This window comes from Pantoea sp. Fr-CA_6, from assembly GCF_024520895.1.
Classification (GTDB): domain Bacteria; phylum Pseudomonadota; class Gammaproteobacteria; order Enterobacterales; family Enterobacteriaceae; genus Pantoea; species Pantoea agglomerans.
Genome location: NZ_JALNPO010000015.1, coordinates 74,584 through 90,630 on the forward strand (window position 1 = coordinate 74,584; position 16,047 = coordinate 90,630).

General features: G+C 57.1%; 16 protein-coding genes. 13 read left to right on the forward strand and 3 right to left on the reverse strand.

Annotation, left to right across the window (positions count from 1 at the left end; genetic code table 11):
• Window positions 1–303 precede the first annotated feature (303 nt).
• Complete coding sequence (locus NR201_RS20255; protein ID WP_010255249.1) at window positions 304–1,578, forward strand: multidrug efflux MFS transporter; 1,275 nt, start codon at window positions 304–306, stop codon at window positions 1,576–1,578.
• On the opposite strand, the gene NR201_RS20260 is transcribed toward NR201_RS20255, so the two are convergent.
• A complete protein-coding gene (locus NR201_RS20260) occupies window positions 1,460–4,597 on the reverse strand; it encodes a beta-galactosidase (RefSeq protein ID WP_256850110.1) in 3,138 nt (1,045 codons plus the stop codon). The genes NR201_RS20255 and NR201_RS20260 overlap by 119 nt on opposite strands.
• Window positions 4,598–4,850: 253 nt before the next feature.
• On the opposite strand from NR201_RS20260, the gene NR201_RS20265 reads away from it, so the two are divergent.
• The 4 genes from NR201_RS20265 to NR201_RS20280 all read left to right on the forward strand — a co-directional run bounded on the left by NR201_RS20265 (window position 4,851) and on the right by NR201_RS20280 (window position 7,600).
• Window positions 4,851–4,994, forward strand: a complete 144-nt coding sequence (locus tag NR201_RS20265) for a hypothetical protein (RefSeq protein WP_164480391.1) — start codon at window positions 4,851–4,853, stop codon at window positions 4,992–4,994.
• Window positions 4,995–5,198: 204 nt separating this feature from the next.
• A complete protein-coding gene (gene iraP, locus NR201_RS20270) occupies window positions 5,199–5,450 on the forward strand; it encodes an anti-adapter protein IraP (RefSeq protein ID WP_187499816.1) in 252 nt (83 codons plus the stop codon).
• A gap of 115 nt (window positions 5,451–5,565) precedes the next feature.
• Entirely contained in the window at window positions 5,566–5,868 is a 303-nt protein-coding gene (locus tag NR201_RS20275; protein WP_010255256.1) for a PsiF family protein, read from the forward strand.
• Between the two features lie 205 nt (window positions 5,869–6,073).
• Window positions 6,074–7,600 (forward strand): FAD-dependent oxidoreductase, encoded by a 1,527-nt coding sequence (locus tag NR201_RS20280; protein WP_256850111.1) that lies wholly within the window; start codon window positions 6,074–6,076, stop codon window positions 7,598–7,600.
• A gap of 61 nt (window positions 7,601–7,661) precedes the next feature.
• On the opposite strand, the gene proC is transcribed toward NR201_RS20280, so the two are convergent.
• Entirely contained in the window at window positions 7,662–8,474 is an 813-nt protein-coding gene (gene proC / locus NR201_RS20285; protein ID WP_010255263.1) for a pyrroline-5-carboxylate reductase, read from the reverse strand.
• A gap of 168 nt (window positions 8,475–8,642) precedes the next feature.
• Between proC and NR201_RS20290 the strand changes: the two genes are divergently transcribed.
• Window positions 8,643–9,092 carry a YaiI/YqxD family protein gene (locus NR201_RS20290; RefSeq protein ID WP_010255266.1) on the forward strand — a complete coding sequence of 150 codons (450 nt, stop codon included), beginning with the start codon at window positions 8,643–8,645 and terminating at the stop codon, window positions 9,090–9,092.
• Window positions 9,093–9,094: 2 nt separating this feature from the next.
• On the opposite strand, the gene NR201_RS20295 is transcribed toward NR201_RS20290, so the two are convergent.
• Entirely contained in the window at window positions 9,095–9,811 is a 717-nt protein-coding gene (locus tag NR201_RS20295; protein ID WP_010671175.1) for a DUF2076 domain-containing protein, read from the reverse strand.
• Between the two features lie 315 nt (window positions 9,812–10,126).
• Here NR201_RS20295 and aroL point away from each other — a divergent pair, with 315 nt between their 5' ends.
• The 7 genes from aroL to ppnP all read left to right on the forward strand — a co-directional run bounded on the left by aroL (window position 10,127) and on the right by ppnP (window position 15,913).
• Window positions 10,127–10,651: a shikimate kinase AroL gene (gene aroL / locus NR201_RS20300; RefSeq protein ID WP_010255270.1), complete on the forward strand. Its 525-nt coding sequence runs from the start codon at window positions 10,127–10,129 to the stop codon at window positions 10,649–10,651.
• A gap of 111 nt (window positions 10,652–10,762) precedes the next feature.
• Window positions 10,763–10,954, forward strand: a complete 192-nt coding sequence (locus NR201_RS20305; protein WP_010255272.1) for a YaiA family protein — start codon at window positions 10,763–10,765, stop codon at window positions 10,952–10,954.
• A gap of 349 nt (window positions 10,955–11,303) precedes the next feature.
• Complete coding sequence (locus tag NR201_RS20310; RefSeq protein ID WP_010255274.1) at window positions 11,304–12,056, forward strand: IclR family transcriptional regulator; 753 nt, start codon at window positions 11,304–11,306, stop codon at window positions 12,054–12,056.
• Window positions 12,057–12,344: 288 nt separating this feature from the next.
• Complete coding sequence (locus tag NR201_RS20315; RefSeq protein ID WP_010671176.1) at window positions 12,345–13,904, forward strand: OPT/YSL family transporter; 1,560 nt, start codon at window positions 12,345–12,347, stop codon at window positions 13,902–13,904.
• Between the two features lie 11 nt (window positions 13,905–13,915).
• Entirely contained in the window at window positions 13,916–14,848 is a 933-nt protein-coding gene (locus tag NR201_RS20320) for a DUF1177 domain-containing protein (RefSeq protein WP_010671177.1), read from the forward strand.
• A 1-nt stretch (window position 14,849) separates the two neighbouring features.
• Window positions 14,850–15,527, forward strand: coding sequence for an AroM family protein (locus tag NR201_RS20325; RefSeq protein ID WP_256850112.1), 678 nt, complete (start codon window positions 14,850–14,852; stop codon window positions 15,525–15,527).
• A 95-nt stretch (window positions 15,528–15,622) separates the two neighbouring features.
• On the forward strand, window positions 15,623–15,913 hold the full coding sequence (ppnP, locus tag NR201_RS20330) for a pyrimidine/purine nucleoside phosphorylase (protein WP_009091800.1): 291 nt from the start codon (window positions 15,623–15,625) through the stop codon (window positions 15,911–15,913).
• Window positions 15,914–16,047 lie beyond the last annotated feature (134 nt).

Here is a 16,047-nt window from a genome sequence, read left to right on the forward strand (position 1 = left end):
TTAAAAAGATTGCTATACCGCCGCGGCTGGCGGTTTTTTAAACATAGAAGCGGGGTGAAGAGTTGTCAGTAACAGAATGACATATTTTTCTATATTGACGGGCCGGATTGAGGGAGATCGGGTCTGGCCAGACCATCGCCCGCGTGCTTCGCGCTAAAAACCCGGTGGGCTGGAAAATTTGCGCCGGTGATTGCGCTGAATCAAAGAGGAAACCGGTCTTTTGCCATTTGTGCCATGTTTTGTCGGTCACGCTGAGAATAGCCGCGTTAGACTGAACATTCCCTCTCTTTAAAATATCTGCTCATGCCACGCACTATAGAACCCTGGAAGATAAACCTGATCTCGGTCTGGTTTGGCTGCTTTTTTACCGGCCTGGCCATCAGTCAGATCATCCCGTTTCTGCCGCTCTACCTTGAGCAGCTTGGCGTAACCGGTGGCGAATCACTGAGTCTCTGGTCGGGTCTAACCTTCAGTATCACCTTTGTGGTTTCGGCGGCCGTAGCCCCGCTGTGGGGCAGTCTTGCCGATCGTAAAGGCCGTAAGCTGATGCTGCTGCGCGCCGCTTTTGGCATGGGCGTGGTAATTCTGCTACAGGCTTTTGTCACCGAAGCCTGGCAGTTGCTGCTGCTGCGTGCCCTGATGGGGCTGACCTCCGGATATATTCCCAACGCCATGGCGCTGGTGGCCGCTCAGGTGCCGCGTGAACGCAGCGGCTGGGCGCTGAGCTGTGTCTCAACCGGTCAGATTGGCGGGGTGATTCTGGGGCCGATGCTGGGCGGGCTGCTGGCAGACTGGGTCGGTTTGCGTACGGTGTTTATTGTCACCGCAGCGCTGCTGATGGTCAGCTTTCTGGTGACGCTGTTCCTGATCAAGGAGACCGGTTACACCCCGGTGAGTAAAAAGGAGAAGCTCAGCGGACGCGAGGTTTTCCGCTCGCTGGATAATCCAAAACTGATGCTCTGCCTCTTTTTCACCACCATGGTGATTCAGATGTGCAACGGATCGGTGAACCCGATCCTGACGCTCTTTGTGCGGGAACTGGCACCCACCGCTGAGAATATCGCTTTTCTTAGCGGGGTCATTGCCGCGCTGCCTGGCGTCTCTGCACTGCTGGCCGCGCCTCGTCTGGGACGACTGGGCGATCGCATCGGCACGCAGCGTATCCTGCTGGCAACGATGGTCATCTCGCTGCTGCTGTTTATCGCCATGTCGTTTGTCACCAGCACGACACAGCTGGGGGTATTACGTTTTCTGCTGGGCTTTGCCGATGGCGCGATGATGCCCGCGGTGCAGACCCTGCTGGTGCGTCACTCGCGTGACAACATCACCGGCCGGATCTTCGGCTATAACCAGTCCTTTATGTATCTCGGCAATGTCGCGGGTCCGCTGCTGGGCGCCGCGGTGTCGGCGGTGGCCGGTTTCCGCTGGGTCTTTTTTGCCACCGCCGTGGTCGTGCTGATTAACGTGCTGTTTCTGAAGCGCTTTTACCGGCGTCCGAAGACAGCGCTGCCCGCGTCGGCTGACAAATCATCAGTTCAGCCTGCCAGCGCTGCTGAGTCAGTAAAAACTCAGGACTGACGCTGGGGCTCCAGGAGTCATCGCCGCCGACACCCATGTGGCAGGCATCCAGATGCAGCCAGCAGCCCGCTTCCGGATGCAGATGGTGGCGGTGTGATGCCTCCCGCAACTGCTCCAGGCTGAAACGGCTCAGTGAGAAAGCGAAATCGCCGCTCACCTGCCAGCTGCCGCTGTCGAGCTGACGGGTGCCGCAGCGCAGACCGTTCTCACCCGGGAAAACATAAGGCGTTGAGAGCTGATCCAGCGGCAGCTCCCAGCGGGAAAACTGCGCGGCCAGCTGGCGATCGGGATAGTTTTCATGCGGACCCAGGCCGAGCCAGCTCACCTGTTGTGGTATCTGCGTCAGCTCACAGCGTAATCCGATGCGCGCGGGCGGCGGCAATCCACGCGACTGCTCAACGGAAAGCTGCAACTGCAACTCACCCTGCGCATTGATCAGATAACGTTTACGGCTGATAAAGGCGATCTGGCCATGGGCGAGCCAGCTGTGCAGCGTCTCAATCTGCACCGCCTGTGGCAACGCATTCGCCGTCATCGACACCAGCTGGCTGCTCATCTGGTCATAACCCGCTGCTTTCCAGCGCTCGACCCAGGCATTGGGATCAACCCGTTCCGCTTCGCTGGTGCCAATGTCATTGTCCAGCGGGGCGCGAATAAAGCAGTCCTGAAGCGGTGAAAGCAGTGTGGGCTGTTCATCCACAAACCACTGCGTCAGTTCGCCGCTGTGGCGTGAAAAATGCCAGCGTTGCTGCTGATGGGTGATGACAATCTCACGGGTATCATCGTGCAGGCCCGGTGCGTGGCCGCTCTCCGGCTTTGATGGCAGCGCCAGCGATGAGGGCAGCGCCCATTGGTGCCAGGCGACACGCCAGCCAGCGGTGCTCCATTGGGTCGGTTGAATCTGATGAACCGCGACGTTCAGCCAGCATTTGCCCTGTAATGCTGGCGGTGACGGCAGCGTGATCCGCTGCTGGCCCTGTGGAACGATATCCAGCGGCACTTCTCCTTCCGTTACTACACGACCCGCCTGTTCGATGCGCCAGCGCAGCACTTCGTTGTCACTGTGGCGGAACAGATAGTCGCTGCTGACCGTAAAGCTCAGCGGATCGCCGGGATCGACGTCAAACTGCCAGAACTGCTGGGCGCACTGCGCCTCATAAAGCGCCGGATGCGGCGTGCGATCGGCAAATACCAGCCCGTTCATACAGAACTGTCGATCGTTGGGTTTATCGCCAAAATCGCCGCCGTAGGCCTGCCAGGGTTCGCCCTGATCGTCATAGCGGGTCAGGCTCTGATCAACCCAGTCCCAGACGAAGCCGCCCTGCAGACGCGGAAACTGGCGGAAGGCCTGCCAGTACTTAGCAAAACCGCCAAAGCTGTTGCCCATGGCATGCGCGTACTCACACAGGATCAGCGGACGCGTCTCACCCGGCAGACCGATCCACTTTTTCAGCGACCATTTCGGCACCGCCGGGAAGGGCTGATCTTCATCAACCCTGGCATACATCGGGCAGATGATATCGGTAGCAGCGGTATCCGCACCGCCGCCTTCATACTGAACCGGACGCGTTGGATCGCTGCTTTTTACCCAGCGGTAGAGCGCATCGTGTGTGGCACCATGTCCTGACTCATTGCCGAGCGACCAGATAATAATGCTGCAGTGATTACGATCGCGCTGCACCATGCGCGTCACGCGTTCGCTATAGGCGGCAAACCAGCGGGGATCATCGGAGAGCCGGTTCATCGGCTGCATACCGTGGGTTTCGATATTGGCCTCATCCACCACATAAAGCCCATACTGATCGCACAACCGATACCAGAGCGGATGATTAGGATAGTGTGAACAGCGCACCGCATTAAAATTGTGCTGCTTCATCAGCTCGATGTCGCGGCGCATTGTCGCCTCATCCACCACCTGACCGCGCTCCGGATGATGTTCATGACGGTTGGTGCCACGGATCAGCAGCGGTTTGCCGTTCAGGCAGAGCAGGCCGTTATCGATGGTGACCTGACGGAAGCCGACATCATAGGCTTCCACCTCGATCAGCTGTTGATTCTCATCCAGCAGCGCCAGCGTGGCGCGATAGAGATGGGGTGTTTCGGCACTCCACAGCGCAGGCTGTTCCACCGGCAGGCTGAGCAGGGCGCGTTCGGGATAGTGACCCCGCTCGTCAATAATGGCACTGCCCAGCGGCTGCTGACACTGAGCAATCTGCTGTTCACCCTGCCACAGCGTCAGGCGCAGCTGATAGCGCGAGCTGACGTCAGCTGGCAGAGCAACACGAACCCGGGCACGCAATTCGGCACGGTAAAACTCCGGGCTGAGCCGGGTTTCCAGCTGAACATCGGCCAGATGCACCTGCGGTTTATGCAATAACGTGACGTCACGGAAAATACCGCTCATTCGCCACATATCCTGATCTTCCAGATAACTGCCGTCGCTCCAGCGCAGCACCATTACTGCCAGCCGGTTTTTGCCCGGCCGCAGATAAGGCGTCAGGTCGAATTCAGCGGGCAGACGACTGTCCTGAGAGTAGCCAATCCAGTGTCCGTTGCACCACAGGTGAAAGGCCGAGTTTACGCCGTCAAAAATGATGCGTGTCTGCCCTTTATCCAGCCAGGCTGCGTCAGTGCTGAATGTGAGCGAGTAACATCCGGTTGGATTCTCTGTGGGTACCAGCGGAGGATTGACCGGAATCGGATACTGCACGTTGGTATAAATGGGGGCATCGAAGCCGTGCATCTGCCAGTTGGCCGGAACCGGAAGGGTCGTAGTGTCCGGCAGATCCTGCAGTAACCAGCTGGCCGGGACCGCTTCAGGCTGCGTAAAATAACGGAAACCCCACTCTCCGTTGAGGCTCTGCAGTGACGCCGAGGGGCTGTCATCCCGCGCGGCTGCTTCATCTCGCCAACTGGCGAATGGCGGGTGCGCATCCAGCCGATGCAGCGAGGTCACGACCGGATTTTCCCAGTCGCGCCGGGAGAGGATGTCACTGAAAGCAGCCTGAGAGAGAGTCATGTTTATATCCTGTAAATGTAATGCGCTCACAATGCGCAAAATTACGCCGCCTGTAAAGTGTTCACCCTCCCGATTTGCACAAATAATTTGTGCTGTAATCCAGCCGGGATGTTGAGATTGTGCCGCCTTAATGGTGGTAAATCGTTAAGTCTGGTCAGCAAAGATGAATAGTCGCCGGATGCGGAAGAATCTCACTTGTCGCCATGCAGGTGGCTCCATACACTCAGCCCGATTTCATCACCCTGAGGTAGATATGGTACGAATCTTTAAGCTGGCTGCCGTTGTGGCATTGGTTACTGCATTAAGCGGATGTATTTTCCCGCCTCCAGGCGGCGGTGGCGGTGGCTGGGGCGGACACGGCGGCGGACCAGGCCGCGGATTTGTCGATCCTCGCTAAGCAAAAGACCGATTTCGGGCGGGCGAAACGTTTGACCATAGCGTTGATTGCAGGGAAAACGTTTCGCTCGCAAGGTTAGCCGGAATCGTCTGAGCAGACGGTGAGGAATGCGGGCTAACTCACTGAAAAAAGTAGCGGTTACCCTCTGTTTTTTTAGCCAGCGTGGTGATAATTTCAGCTTTTCTCCACCGCTGAGATAACAGCATGAAAAACCTGATTGCTGAATTGCTGGTAAAGCTGGCTGAAAAAGAGGCGACAGCCAAAGAGCAGATGGCGCAAATCGAAGCGCTGGAGATTGTTGTTACCGCGCTGGTTCGCAAGCTGGAGCCGCAACAACATCTGGCTATAACCACCACTATTGAGACCGCAATAGACAATGTGGCCGATGCCGGAGATGAAAATGCGCAACTGCTGCGCAATTACATCGAAAAGTTACTCCGCCATCCTCGTCAGTAACAATCCCAGTGCCAGACTGGAATGGGATCTTCACATCACTTTGACCTGAAACATTTTCCGCTTTGCTTATTCGCTGCCAGAATAACAAAGGACAATCCACTGTGGAGATAACAAGATGAAAGTCGGTTTAATGGCGATGATGATGGCGGGCCTGCTGGTCAGTGGACTGGCCGGTGCGGCGGAAAAGACCCCGCAGCAGGAGAAGATGACGATGTGTAACCAGCATGCTAAATCACAGGATCTTAAAGGGGATGCGCGCAAAACCTTTATGAGTGAATGCCTGAAAAAGGACAGCAAGCTGTCGCAGATGTCACCGCAGCAGATGAAAATGAAAAGCTGTAACGGCGAAGCTGGTGATAAAAAACTGGCGGGCGATGCGCGTAAAACCTTTATGAGCCAGTGCCTGAAAAAAAGCTGATTATCCCCACGGTCACGCAGGTGGCCGCTTCTCCTTCCCGCGCAATGCTGATTAAATTCCCTTCTATAACAGCATGTTAACCTTCTGATAAGCATTCATCGCCAGGCTTCCCGGTTCTTTTGCCACACTTACTGTTTGTGGGGATTTGCGCAGCACTCTGTTTTGCCGCGCAGCACAAGACAAGAACCGTTAAAGGAGCCATGTCGTGAACTATCAATTTACCGTCGACCTGAACGATCTGCCCCAGCGCCAGCCGGTTAAAAAAACGCTCGGCGAGGTGGAAGTGTTGCTGATCCGCGAAGGCGACAATGTACGTGCTTATCAGGCGAAATGCCCGCACGCAGGCGCGCCGCTGGAGCAGGGCGCGATTTGCGGCGATCGGCTGGTCTGTCCTTGGCACAAAGCCGCGTTTAATCTGGCCAGTGGAAAAATGTGTGAACCGCTGGCGTTAGCCGATCTCAAACAGTATCCGCTGCGCATTGAAGAGGGCCGGGTGCTGGTGAATCCGAAAGCGATGTCCGCCGCGGCGCCGATTGGCAGTGGGGCAGCCGCACCGGTCTATGTGGTGCTCGGTGGTGGGGCGGCGGGCAGCGCGGCGCTGTGGCGTCTGCGCCATGAAGGCTTCAAAGGCCGCGTGATTCTGGTTGAGCGGGAAGCGGATGCGCCTTACGACCGCACCGCGCTGACCAAATTTGTGCCGTCGGGCAAAATGGATATCAGCGAGGTGCCGCAGCTGCTGAAAGCGGATGTGATGGATCACGTTGAACGACTTCAGGCTACCGTGAGCCGCCTGGATGCTCAGCAGCAACGGCTGATCTTTGAGGATGGCGAGACGCTCGCCTTCGACAAACTGCTGATCGCCAGCGGCGCGACGCCAGTCCGCCCCGATTTGCCGGGCAGCGATCTCGATGGGGTTCATCTGCTGCGCAGCAAAGCGCAGACAGATGAGCTGCTTCAGTCGGTGGATGCCAGCCATAAAATCGTGATTATCGGCAACAGTTTTATCGGCACCGAACTGGCGTCGGCGCTGCGTAATCGTGACATTGACGTGACGATAATCGCCCGACAGGCGTTGCCCTTTGCTAAACAGTTTGGCGATCAGATTGGCCGCTATTTCTATCAGCTGCATGAGCAGAACGGCGTGAAGTGGGTGCAGGGCGAGATCGAAGCCTTACAGGGCGACCAGCGGGTGAGTGGCGTGCAGCTCAAGGGCGGACGGTTGCTGGACGCGACGGTGGTGCTGTTTGCCACCGGGGTTAAACCGGCTACCGACTTTCTCCACGATCTCCCGCTGGCAGAGGATGGCAGCCTGCAGGCGGATGAGCAGTTGCGGGTCGCTGACAATATCTGGGTGGCGGGAGATATCGCCACGTATCCGTCGGCGCAGGGGCCGCTGCGCATTGAACACTATCGCGTCGCGCATCAGCAGGGACAAACCGCCGCATGGAATATGCTGGACCAGACCGTCGCGTTTGATCGTGTGCCGTTCTTCTGGACTACGCAGTATGGCACTCGTTATGAGTATCTGGGCCATGCCAAAGAATGGGATTCATTCCAGCTGATTGGCTCGCTGGAGGATAAAAAGTTTATGGCGTTTTATGGCCAGCAGGGGAGGCTGGCGGCAATCTGCTCATGCGGCATGTATACGCTGACCGCTGAGCTGGTGGAGCGGATGCAGCAGCCGATGACGTTTGCCGACGCGGTGGCGCTCTGTCAGGCGCACATCAGTTAAGCCGGTAGCAAGGCGGGCCAGCCAGCGTGGCGGGCCGCCTTGCGCAACAACACTCACTCTGTTAGCTGCGGCTCAGTTTCTCTGACTTCGCCATGCACTGCAGCATCGCTTCCATCACCGCCGAGCGCATGCCTTTCTCTTCCAGCACTTTCACCGCTTCAATGGTGGTGCCGCCTGGGGAGCAGACCATATCTTTGAGTTCAGCCGGATGTTTACCGGTGGTCAGCACCATCTGCGCCGCCCCTTTCACCGCCTGAGCAGCAAACTGATAGGCCTGAGCGCGTGGCATGCCGCCCAGTACGGCCGCATCGGCCATCGCTTCGATAAACATAAACACGTAGGCCGGCGCAGAACCGCTGACGCCGACCACGGAGTGAATCAGATATTCATCCACCACGGCCGCTTTGCCGAAGCTTTCAAAAATCGCTATCACCTCGTCGATTTCCGCCTGCTCAACCAGCACGTTGGGCGTGACCGAGGTCATGCCTTCGCTGACCAGCGAGGGAGTATTCGGCATCGCACGGACAATTTTACGATCGTAACCCAGCACCGATGAGAGCGAATCGAGCGTCACCCCAGCCGCAATCGACACCACCAGCGCCTCTTTTTTCAGGCTGCCTGTCAGCTCTTTCAAGACTTTCAGAATGACATTGGGTTTGACCGCGCCGAACAGGATGTCCACTTCACGCGCCAGCGCTTCAGCGCTCTCTGCTGCGTTGATGCCATACTGCTCTGCCATCGCCTGGTTGGTCTCTGCTTTGCGATCGTAAACGAAGATATCAGACGGGGCGATTTTGCCGCTGTTGACCAGTCCGCCGATAATGGCTTTCGCCATATTTCCCCCGCCGATAAACCCGATTTTCTTTGCCAGCATCGCCATCTCCTTAGGACATTATTCGTTTTTCTCAGTGAGCTAGCTTACTTCAGCCAGCCTGAATAACAAGTCAGCCAGGCGCAGGCTGGAAAGCACGCCGCAAATAAAATTTGCCATTTAAGGGGAACCCGGCAAGATCTTACTCTTCTCTGACTGTAAGGAATCATGATGTTTATCTGGGTCGATGCCGATGCCTGTCCGAATGTAATCAAAGAGGTGCTCTACCGCGCAGCCGACCGCACCGCAACTACCATCACTTTTGTGGCGAACCAGTTTCTGCGTGTGCCGCCCTCACCGTATCTGCGCACCCTGCAGGTGCCTGCCGGATTTGATGTGGCGGACAATGAGATCGTCAGACGTTGTCAGCCAGGCGATCTGGTGATCACCGCCGATATCCCGCTGGCAGCAGAGGTGATTGAGAAGGGTGCGGCGGCGCTGAATCCGCGCGGCGAGCGTTACTCACCGGCGACGATACGTGAACGCCTGACGATGCGGGATTTTATGGATACCCTGCGGTCAAGCGGCGTGCAGACCGGCGGCCCCGCGGCGATGAGTCCGCGTGACCGCCAGCAGTTTGCAAATGAACTGGATAGCTGGCTCACCCAGCAGAAACGCTGAAGTTAAACGAAGCTGTCGTCGTCGTAATCGTTGCCGCCAAAATCATTGAGATCGCTGTTGTCGGCATAATTACTGTCCCAGCCCGTATTCTGGTCGAGGAAGGCGTTGTCGTTACCGCCGTTAAAGGTATCGGCATTGTCATCGCCACCGTTGAAGGTGTTGAGATTGTCATTCACATCGGGCAGGGGTGGCTCATTGATGATGTTCACAATCTCTTCCGGCTGTGAATGGTGGAACATGCTGGTCAGCATATCGGCCATCACCACACCGCCCGCCACACCCACAGCTGTCTGCAGTGCGCCGCCGAGGAAACCGGTGCCGCGTGGTGCAGGCGCTTGTGCAGGCGCATATTGCGGCTGAGCCGGTTGCTGTGGCGCACTGTTCCACGGTGACGATTGCTGTTGCTGCTGCACAGGCGGCTGCTGACGCGAACCGCTGCCAAACAGCCCGGACAGAAAGCCGCCGCTGCTCTGTGCAGGTTGCTGCTGCTGTTGCTGGGCCAGCTGGCTTTCCAGCGCCGATACTTTCTCATTGAGTTTTTTCAGCGCCGCTTCCTGAATCAGGATCGCCTGCGCCATGTAGTAAGGCGCGCCCGGCTGCGCCTGCAGATGCTGGTTAATCAGTTGTTCGGCAGCGGCATCGCGTGCCACGGTCTGGCTTTCAGCCTGTTTCAGACGGCTGAACAGCCCTTCGATCAGTTGTTGTTCTTCGCGTTGCATGATGACTCTCCTGTGGCGATTGTTACCAGTATATGTGGGCGCCAGCGTGAAAAGTAAAATCGGGGCAGTAAGCAAATATTGCCGACGCATTTTAGCCGCTCTTTTGCGGAGTTTTTATCGCTCTGTTACGGCCCTGATGCACAAAACGTGCATGCATTTCCCCTTGAAAACACAAAGATTGTCGCTGTTCAGGGGACGAAAATGCGTAAATCGTGCCTGACAGGTAGAGGCCATAATAATTTCCAGTTATTATGCGTCGCATTAATAAGCTCACCATGCAGCCGCATCGCGCGGTCAGGCGGAGGAACGGCCCTGATGTCACTACCCATCTTTTTGATTGGCGCTCGCGGTTGCGGCAAAACCACGGTCGGCGAGGCGTTGTCGCGGGCGCTGGGCTACGCCTTTACGGATACCGATCACCATCTGCAACTCAGCACGCAGCGGAGCGTGACGGAGATTGTGGCAGAGGAAGGCTGGGAAGGTTTCCGCGCCCGTGAAACGGAATCGCTTAAAGCGGTGACGGCACCCGGAACCGTCATTGCCACCGGCGGCGGCATGATTCTGGCTGAAGAGAACTGCCGTTTTATGCAGGAGCAGGGCCAGGTGATCTGGCTTAGCGCGTCACCCGAGGTGCTGGCAGAGCGGCTGGAAAGTGAACCTGAAGCGGCCCAGCGTCCGACCTTAACCGGCCGTCCGATTGCTGATGAGATGAGTGATGTGCTGCGTGAACGTGCGCATCTCTATCAGGCTGCGGCCCATCATCAGGTGAATGCGATGCAATCGCCTGAGTGCGTGGTAGAGGAAATTCTGCTGTCACTCTCCCTGGCGCGCGCCAGCTAACCCTCAGATTTTTCCCGCTTTGATCCCGCTTCAGACGGCATTGTCTATACTTATCCTATGACAGGCAGCGGCCTGTCCTGTGGAATGTTATTCAGACAAGAGGGACACAGTATGCCGACCAGACCACCGTATCCACGTGAAGCGAAAGTTGTGCCTGTTGAAAAGGGCACTGAAGGTAATAAAGTAACCTCTTACGAATTGCGTGCTGATCATCCCAAACCGAATTCATTAATCAGTGAGCACGAAACGGAAGAAGAAGCGCGTGACGCTAAAGCGCGCTACGAAGACGTTGAAAAAGAGTAAAGCTTCACTGCTGGCAGGGACGCCAGCCTGTTACACCGGATAACTGCTTATTACTGACCCGCCTGACGCTGTGCCTGAACCACGCCTCTTTTTACTCCTACCTGCAGTCGATCGGGTTATTTAAGAAGCGAAATTGACGCAGATTTACTGTCGAATGCTCTCTGCGTATGCTTCTGTTCTGCACTCTCCTTGTCTCACCAGATAAAGCCCCGCTAATCATTTTTATCCCCTTATTTTCTCTGCTGCCGATCTCTGTGTGAGTCAAATTGTCGCTTGACCGATTCAGCGCCACGCTTTATTTTCATCAAACCAACAGAGGAACTTAGTTCCATATAGTGGAACACGTAACATGACCACACTTGAAAATGCTGCCGCCGTACTTCGATTGTTTCAGCACAAAGGTGTGACGCAGGGGCATGTTGGTCTCTCATTCAGTGAGGTGGTTGAGGCGTTAAACCTGCCAAAAAGCACCGTTTCGCGTCTGCTGGCCACCATGGAAAGTCAGGGGCTGCTGGAGCGGAATGCGGATACGCGCGGTTATCACATTGGTCGCGTATTGCTGGCTGCCGCCGGACATTATCTTTCGGCACCGCTGGTTGACAGCGTTTCAGCGGCGATGGTCAGGCTGGCTGCGAAGACCGGCTGCATGGGTTACGTGTCGAAGCTCGACGGGCGGGAAGTATTAGTGATGCGTATGTTTCATGGGCGTCACTTTACGCAAATGGTCACGCCGCCGGGCAGTCGGATGCCGGCTGCCGCGACCTCAACCGGCCGGGCGCTGTTAGCGCAGTTAAGCGATGAAGAGGTGCTGGCGCGCTTCCATGATCAATGGCAGGTCGCATCAGCGAACTCGCCGCAAAGTCCTGAGGCACTCTGTGCCAGACTGGCTGAGATCCGCCAGCAGGGCTGGTCACTGGCCCGAAATGAATCGCTGCCAGGCATCAGCTCGCTGTCAGTTATTGTTCATAACAAACATCATGGCGAAACGGTGGCACTCTGCCTGTCGTTTCCGTCTATGGAGTCTGAACCGGGTTTCCCGTCAGAGCTCCTTGAAGCATTACGCGCAACGGCCACTGAGATGACCGAAAAATATGGCGCGTAACTTCACACCGTTTTTATCGGCGTAGTACTTTCGCCACACCAGGGAAAACAAAGGCCTTCGGGCCTTTTTCTTTCAATCTGATCGCCACGCTTTACGCAGCACTCCGGTTGCCTGTGTCCGTCTCTCATTGCCTCCTGTATCGGTTCAGCATGCGGAGGGACGACCATCTGCAGTGGCTGTTGCAATCTCTGTGCGCATCAGAGCAGTGAAACTGATAACCGGCGTAAACCGGCCAGCGGGTGGGTAGACGTTATTTCATTTCTTCTGGACAAGGACTGGCGGGGACGTATGGAACGGGTAAATCCGATTAAGCACGTTGGCGTGGCACTGGTTTTAATTCTTCTCTCCATCGCGGGTGCTATTATTGGCATTCAGCTGATTACCACCATTGGCGTAACGCCTAACACCTCTATTATCGGCGCGCTGTTTGCCATGCTGCTGGCGCGTATTCCGCTGCAGGCATTCCGCCGTTATCGTTCAATTGAAATCCAGAACCTGGCGCAGACCGCCATCTCTTCAGCTACCTTTGGGGCGGCGAACAGTCTGTTGATGCCGATTGCCGTGCCCTGGGCGCTGGGTGAACCGCAACTGGTCCTGCCGCTGTTCTGTGGCGTCAGCGCCGCGATGCTGCTGGATGCCTGGCTGCTCTATCGGCTGTTTGATACCCGCGTCTTTCCGGCCAGTAATGCCTGGCCACCGGGCGTTGCAGCAGCAGAAGCGATCAAAGCGGGTGATAAAGGCGGACGCCAGGCGTGGCTGCTGGTGCTGGGCATCGTGGGTGGCGTCGTCGGTGCCATGCTGAAGATCCCGATGTCCGCCTTTGGCACCGCGTTTATCGGCAATATCTGGGCGCTGTCGATGCTCGGCATCGGTTTTCTGCTGCGTGCCTATGCGCAGCCGGTGGCCGGTATTGATATTAATGCGCTCTATATTCCGCATGGCGTGATGGTCGGTGCCGGTCTGGTGGCGCTGATTCAGGTCGTGATGGTGATCCGCAGTCGCAAAAATGATGCGCTGGTGGTGAGCCGTAATGGCAATGAGGTGCAGCGGGCGCTGGGTTTCGGCAGCGTGGGTTATATCGTGATTTCGGCGCTGCTGGCGCTGGCGGGCGGCCTGTGGAGTGAGATGGGCATCGCGATGCTGCTGCTGTTTGTTCTTTATGCCGCGTTTGCTGCTTTCGCCCATGAACTGATTGTCGGCATTGCCGCTATGCACTCCGGCTGGTTCCCGGCCTTTGCCGTGGCGCTGATTACGCTGATTATCGGCATTCTGATCGGCTTCCCACCGCTGGCGCTCTGCCTGCTGTGCGGCTTTACCGCCGCCACCGGTCCGGCGTTCGCCGATATGGGTTATGACCTGAAGGCAGGCTTTATCCTGCGCGGCAACGGTGCCGATCTGCAGCAGGAGCTCTGGGGACGTCGTATTCAGCTCATCGCAGCTATGATCGCCTTTGTTGTGTCGATTCCGCTGGTCTGGTACGCCCATACCTTCTTCTTTGCTGACAACCTGCTGCCGCCTGTAGCGCGGGTGTATGCCAAAACCATTCAGGCGGGTGCTGAGCCAGGTATCGCCGGGAATCTGCTGATGTGGGCGATTCCGGGTGCGATTATTCAGTTGATCGGCGGGCCGAAACGCCAGCTGGGCGTGCTACTCGCCACCGGTTTATTAATTAATAACGCCATGGCGGGCTGGGCAGTGGTGGTAGGGATCGCCTTACGCATTGTAATCATCCGGATCTGGGGCGAGCGGGGCCGGTCGCCTATGGAGGTGATGGCGGCAGGCTTTATTGCCGGTGATGCCCTCTACAGCTTCTTTCATTCGCTGTTTGCCAGCAGCAGCAAGAAATAAAAGGATAAAGCATGAGTTTGCAGCAGACCCTGGCGGTTTTTGAGTTACTGGATAGCGCCCACATTGACGGACAGCAGGTGGTGGATCTCTTCGCGGCGTATCCTGATGTTGATGCCCGCTTTACCCGTGTCTCCGGTCCCAAAGGCCGCACCGATTTTGTGCGCATTGATATTCCGGGGACGCAGGGCAAATCAGGCGGCGGCAGTGCACCGACGCTGGGGATTATTGGTCGCCTTGGTGGCATCGGCGCTCGTCCTGGTCGTATCGGCATGGTGTCAGATGCGGATGGCGCGATCGCGGCCGTTGCCAGCGCGCTTAAACTGGCGCAGATGCAGAGCAAAGGCGACAGGCTTGATGGCGATGTCATCATTACCACTCATATCTGCCCGGATGCGCCAACGCGGCCGCATCTGCCGGTCGATTTCATGGACTCGCCGATTGACGATGTCACCATGAATGATAATGAAGTGGTGGCGGGTGTGGATGCGATTCTGTCAATCGACACCACCAAAGGTAACCGCATTATCAACCACAAAGGCTTTGCCCTGTCGCCGACGGTGAAAGAGGGCTACATCCTGCGGGTTTCGGAGGATCTGCTGCGCATCATGGAGATGACCAGCGGCCGTCCGGCGGTGACCTTTCCCATCACCACGCAGGATATTACACCTTACGGCAATGGGGTTTATCACCTCAACAGCATTCTGCAACCTTCTACCGCCACGGATGTGCCGGTGGTGGGGGTGGCGATCACTGCCGAGTCGGTGGTGCCGGGCTGCGGAACCGGCGCCAGCCATGAAGTGGACATTGCGGCAGCGGCGAAGTTTGCCATTGAGGTGGCCAAGGAGTTTGGTCGTGGAACCTGTCACTTCTACGACGCCGAAGAGTATGCGCGGCTGATTTCGCTCTATGGCAGCCTGGCGCATCTGCGTCACCGGAATCACTAAGATGACGAAACCACTGGTAACGCTGACTATCGGCCAGTCTCCGCGCAGCGATATTCTGCCGCTGCTGCGGCAGCATCTGCCGGATGCGCTGACCGATCACGCCGGTTTACTGGATGGACTCAGCGCGGCAGAGATTGCCGCACGCTTCGCACCAGCAGCGGGCGACCGGGTTCTGGTGTCGCGGCTGCAGAGTGGCGAACAGGTGCGGCTGGCGGCCTCGAAAGTGGAGCAGGGATTGCAGCGCAAAATCAGTGCGCTGGAGCAGGCGGGCTATGCGACCATTCTGCTGCTCTGCACCGGTGAATTCAGCCGGCTCCGCACCCAGCGTGCGCTACTGCTGGAGCCGGATCGCCTGATTCCACCGCTCATCTGCGCCATGGTGCAGCAGCAGCGGGTCGGCATTGTCGTGCCGGTTGAGGAGCAGATTGTTGAGCAGGCAGGTAAGTGGCAGCAACTGCCCGCGCAGCCCTGCTTTGCGGTCGCCAGTCCCTATCAGGGCGATCAGGCAGCCTTCGCCGATGCTGCAAACAGTCTGAAAGCGCAGGGCGCAGCGCTGGTGGTGCTCGACTGTATGGGTTATCACCAGCAGCATCGGATAGGGTTACAGCAGCGGCTGGGCGTACCGGTTCTGCTCTCTAATCAGCTGGTGGCGCGCCTGGCGGCGGAGTTGCTTCCCTGAGTGAAGAGATCACAAACGGCCATCATTTCGCGTGACAGATCAGCGGGTTCCCTTCTACACTGCCAGACACACAACATGTGCTCTGGAGAACTATTATGCTCAACGTTAGTGAGTATTTTGACGGAAAAGTTAAGTCTATCGGTTTTGACAGTGCGAGCACCGGACGTGCCAGCGTGGGCGTAATGGCTGAAGGCGAATACACATTCGGTACCGGCCAGCCGGAGGAGATGACTGTGGTCAGCGGCTCGCTTAAGGTATTATTGCCAGGTGAAACCGAGTGGAAATGGTTTGAAGCGGGTTCGGTGTTTAACGTGCCGGGTCACAGCGAATTTCATCTGCAGGTTGGCGAGCCAAGTTCCTATCTCTGCCGTTACCTGAAAGATTAAAAACATGGCCGCTTAGCGGTAATGCTGGTCAGTTAAGATTAGATTTGTGAAGGCTGCCACGGTCAAACGTGGCAGCTTTTTTTCCGGGCGAGCCAGCCGCAGTGCGGGCCAGCGCACCTCTGCTGCTGCCGGGC

Bases quoted from the DNA above. Each gene is read 5' to 3' on its own strand.
- NR201_RS20255 (WP_010255249.1), top strand. From the start codon at position 304: ATGCCACGCACTATAGAACCCTGGAAGATAAACCTGATCTCGGTCTGG.
- NR201_RS20260 (WP_256850110.1), bottom strand. From the start codon at position 4,597: ATGACTCTCTCTCAGGCTGCTTTCAGTGACATCCTCTCCCGGCGCGAC.
- NR201_RS20265 (WP_164480391.1), top strand. From the start codon at position 4,851: ATGGTACGAATCTTTAAGCTGGCTGCCGTTGTGGCATTGGTTACTGCA.
- iraP (WP_187499816.1), top strand. From the start codon at position 5,199: ATGAAAAACCTGATTGCTGAATTGCTGGTAAAGCTGGCTGAAAAAGAG.
- NR201_RS20275 (WP_010255256.1), top strand. From the start codon at position 5,566: ATGAAAGTCGGTTTAATGGCGATGATGATGGCGGGCCTGCTGGTCAGT.
- proC (WP_010255263.1), bottom strand. From the start codon at position 8,474: ATGCTGGCAAAGAAAATCGGGTTTATCGGCGGGGGAAATATGGCGAAA.
- NR201_RS20290 (WP_010255266.1), top strand. From the start codon at position 8,643: ATGTTTATCTGGGTCGATGCCGATGCCTGTCCGAATGTAATCAAAGAG.
- NR201_RS20295 (WP_010671175.1), bottom strand. From the start codon at position 9,811: ATGCAACGCGAAGAACAACAACTGATCGAAGGGCTGTTCAGCCGTCTG.
- aroL (WP_010255270.1), top strand. From the start codon at position 10,127: ATGTCACTACCCATCTTTTTGATTGGCGCTCGCGGTTGCGGCAAAACC.
- NR201_RS20305 (WP_010255272.1), top strand. From the start codon at position 10,763: ATGCCGACCAGACCACCGTATCCACGTGAAGCGAAAGTTGTGCCTGTT.
- NR201_RS20310 (WP_010255274.1), top strand. From the start codon at position 11,304: ATGACCACACTTGAAAATGCTGCCGCCGTACTTCGATTGTTTCAGCAC.
- NR201_RS20315 (WP_010671176.1), top strand. From the start codon at position 12,345: ATGGAACGGGTAAATCCGATTAAGCACGTTGGCGTGGCACTGGTTTTA.
- NR201_RS20320 (WP_010671177.1), top strand. From the start codon at position 13,916: ATGAGTTTGCAGCAGACCCTGGCGGTTTTTGAGTTACTGGATAGCGCC.
- NR201_RS20325 (WP_256850112.1), top strand. From the start codon at position 14,850: ATGACGAAACCACTGGTAACGCTGACTATCGGCCAGTCTCCGCGCAGC.
- ppnP (WP_009091800.1), top strand. From the start codon at position 15,623: ATGCTCAACGTTAGTGAGTATTTTGACGGAAAAGTTAAGTCTATCGGT.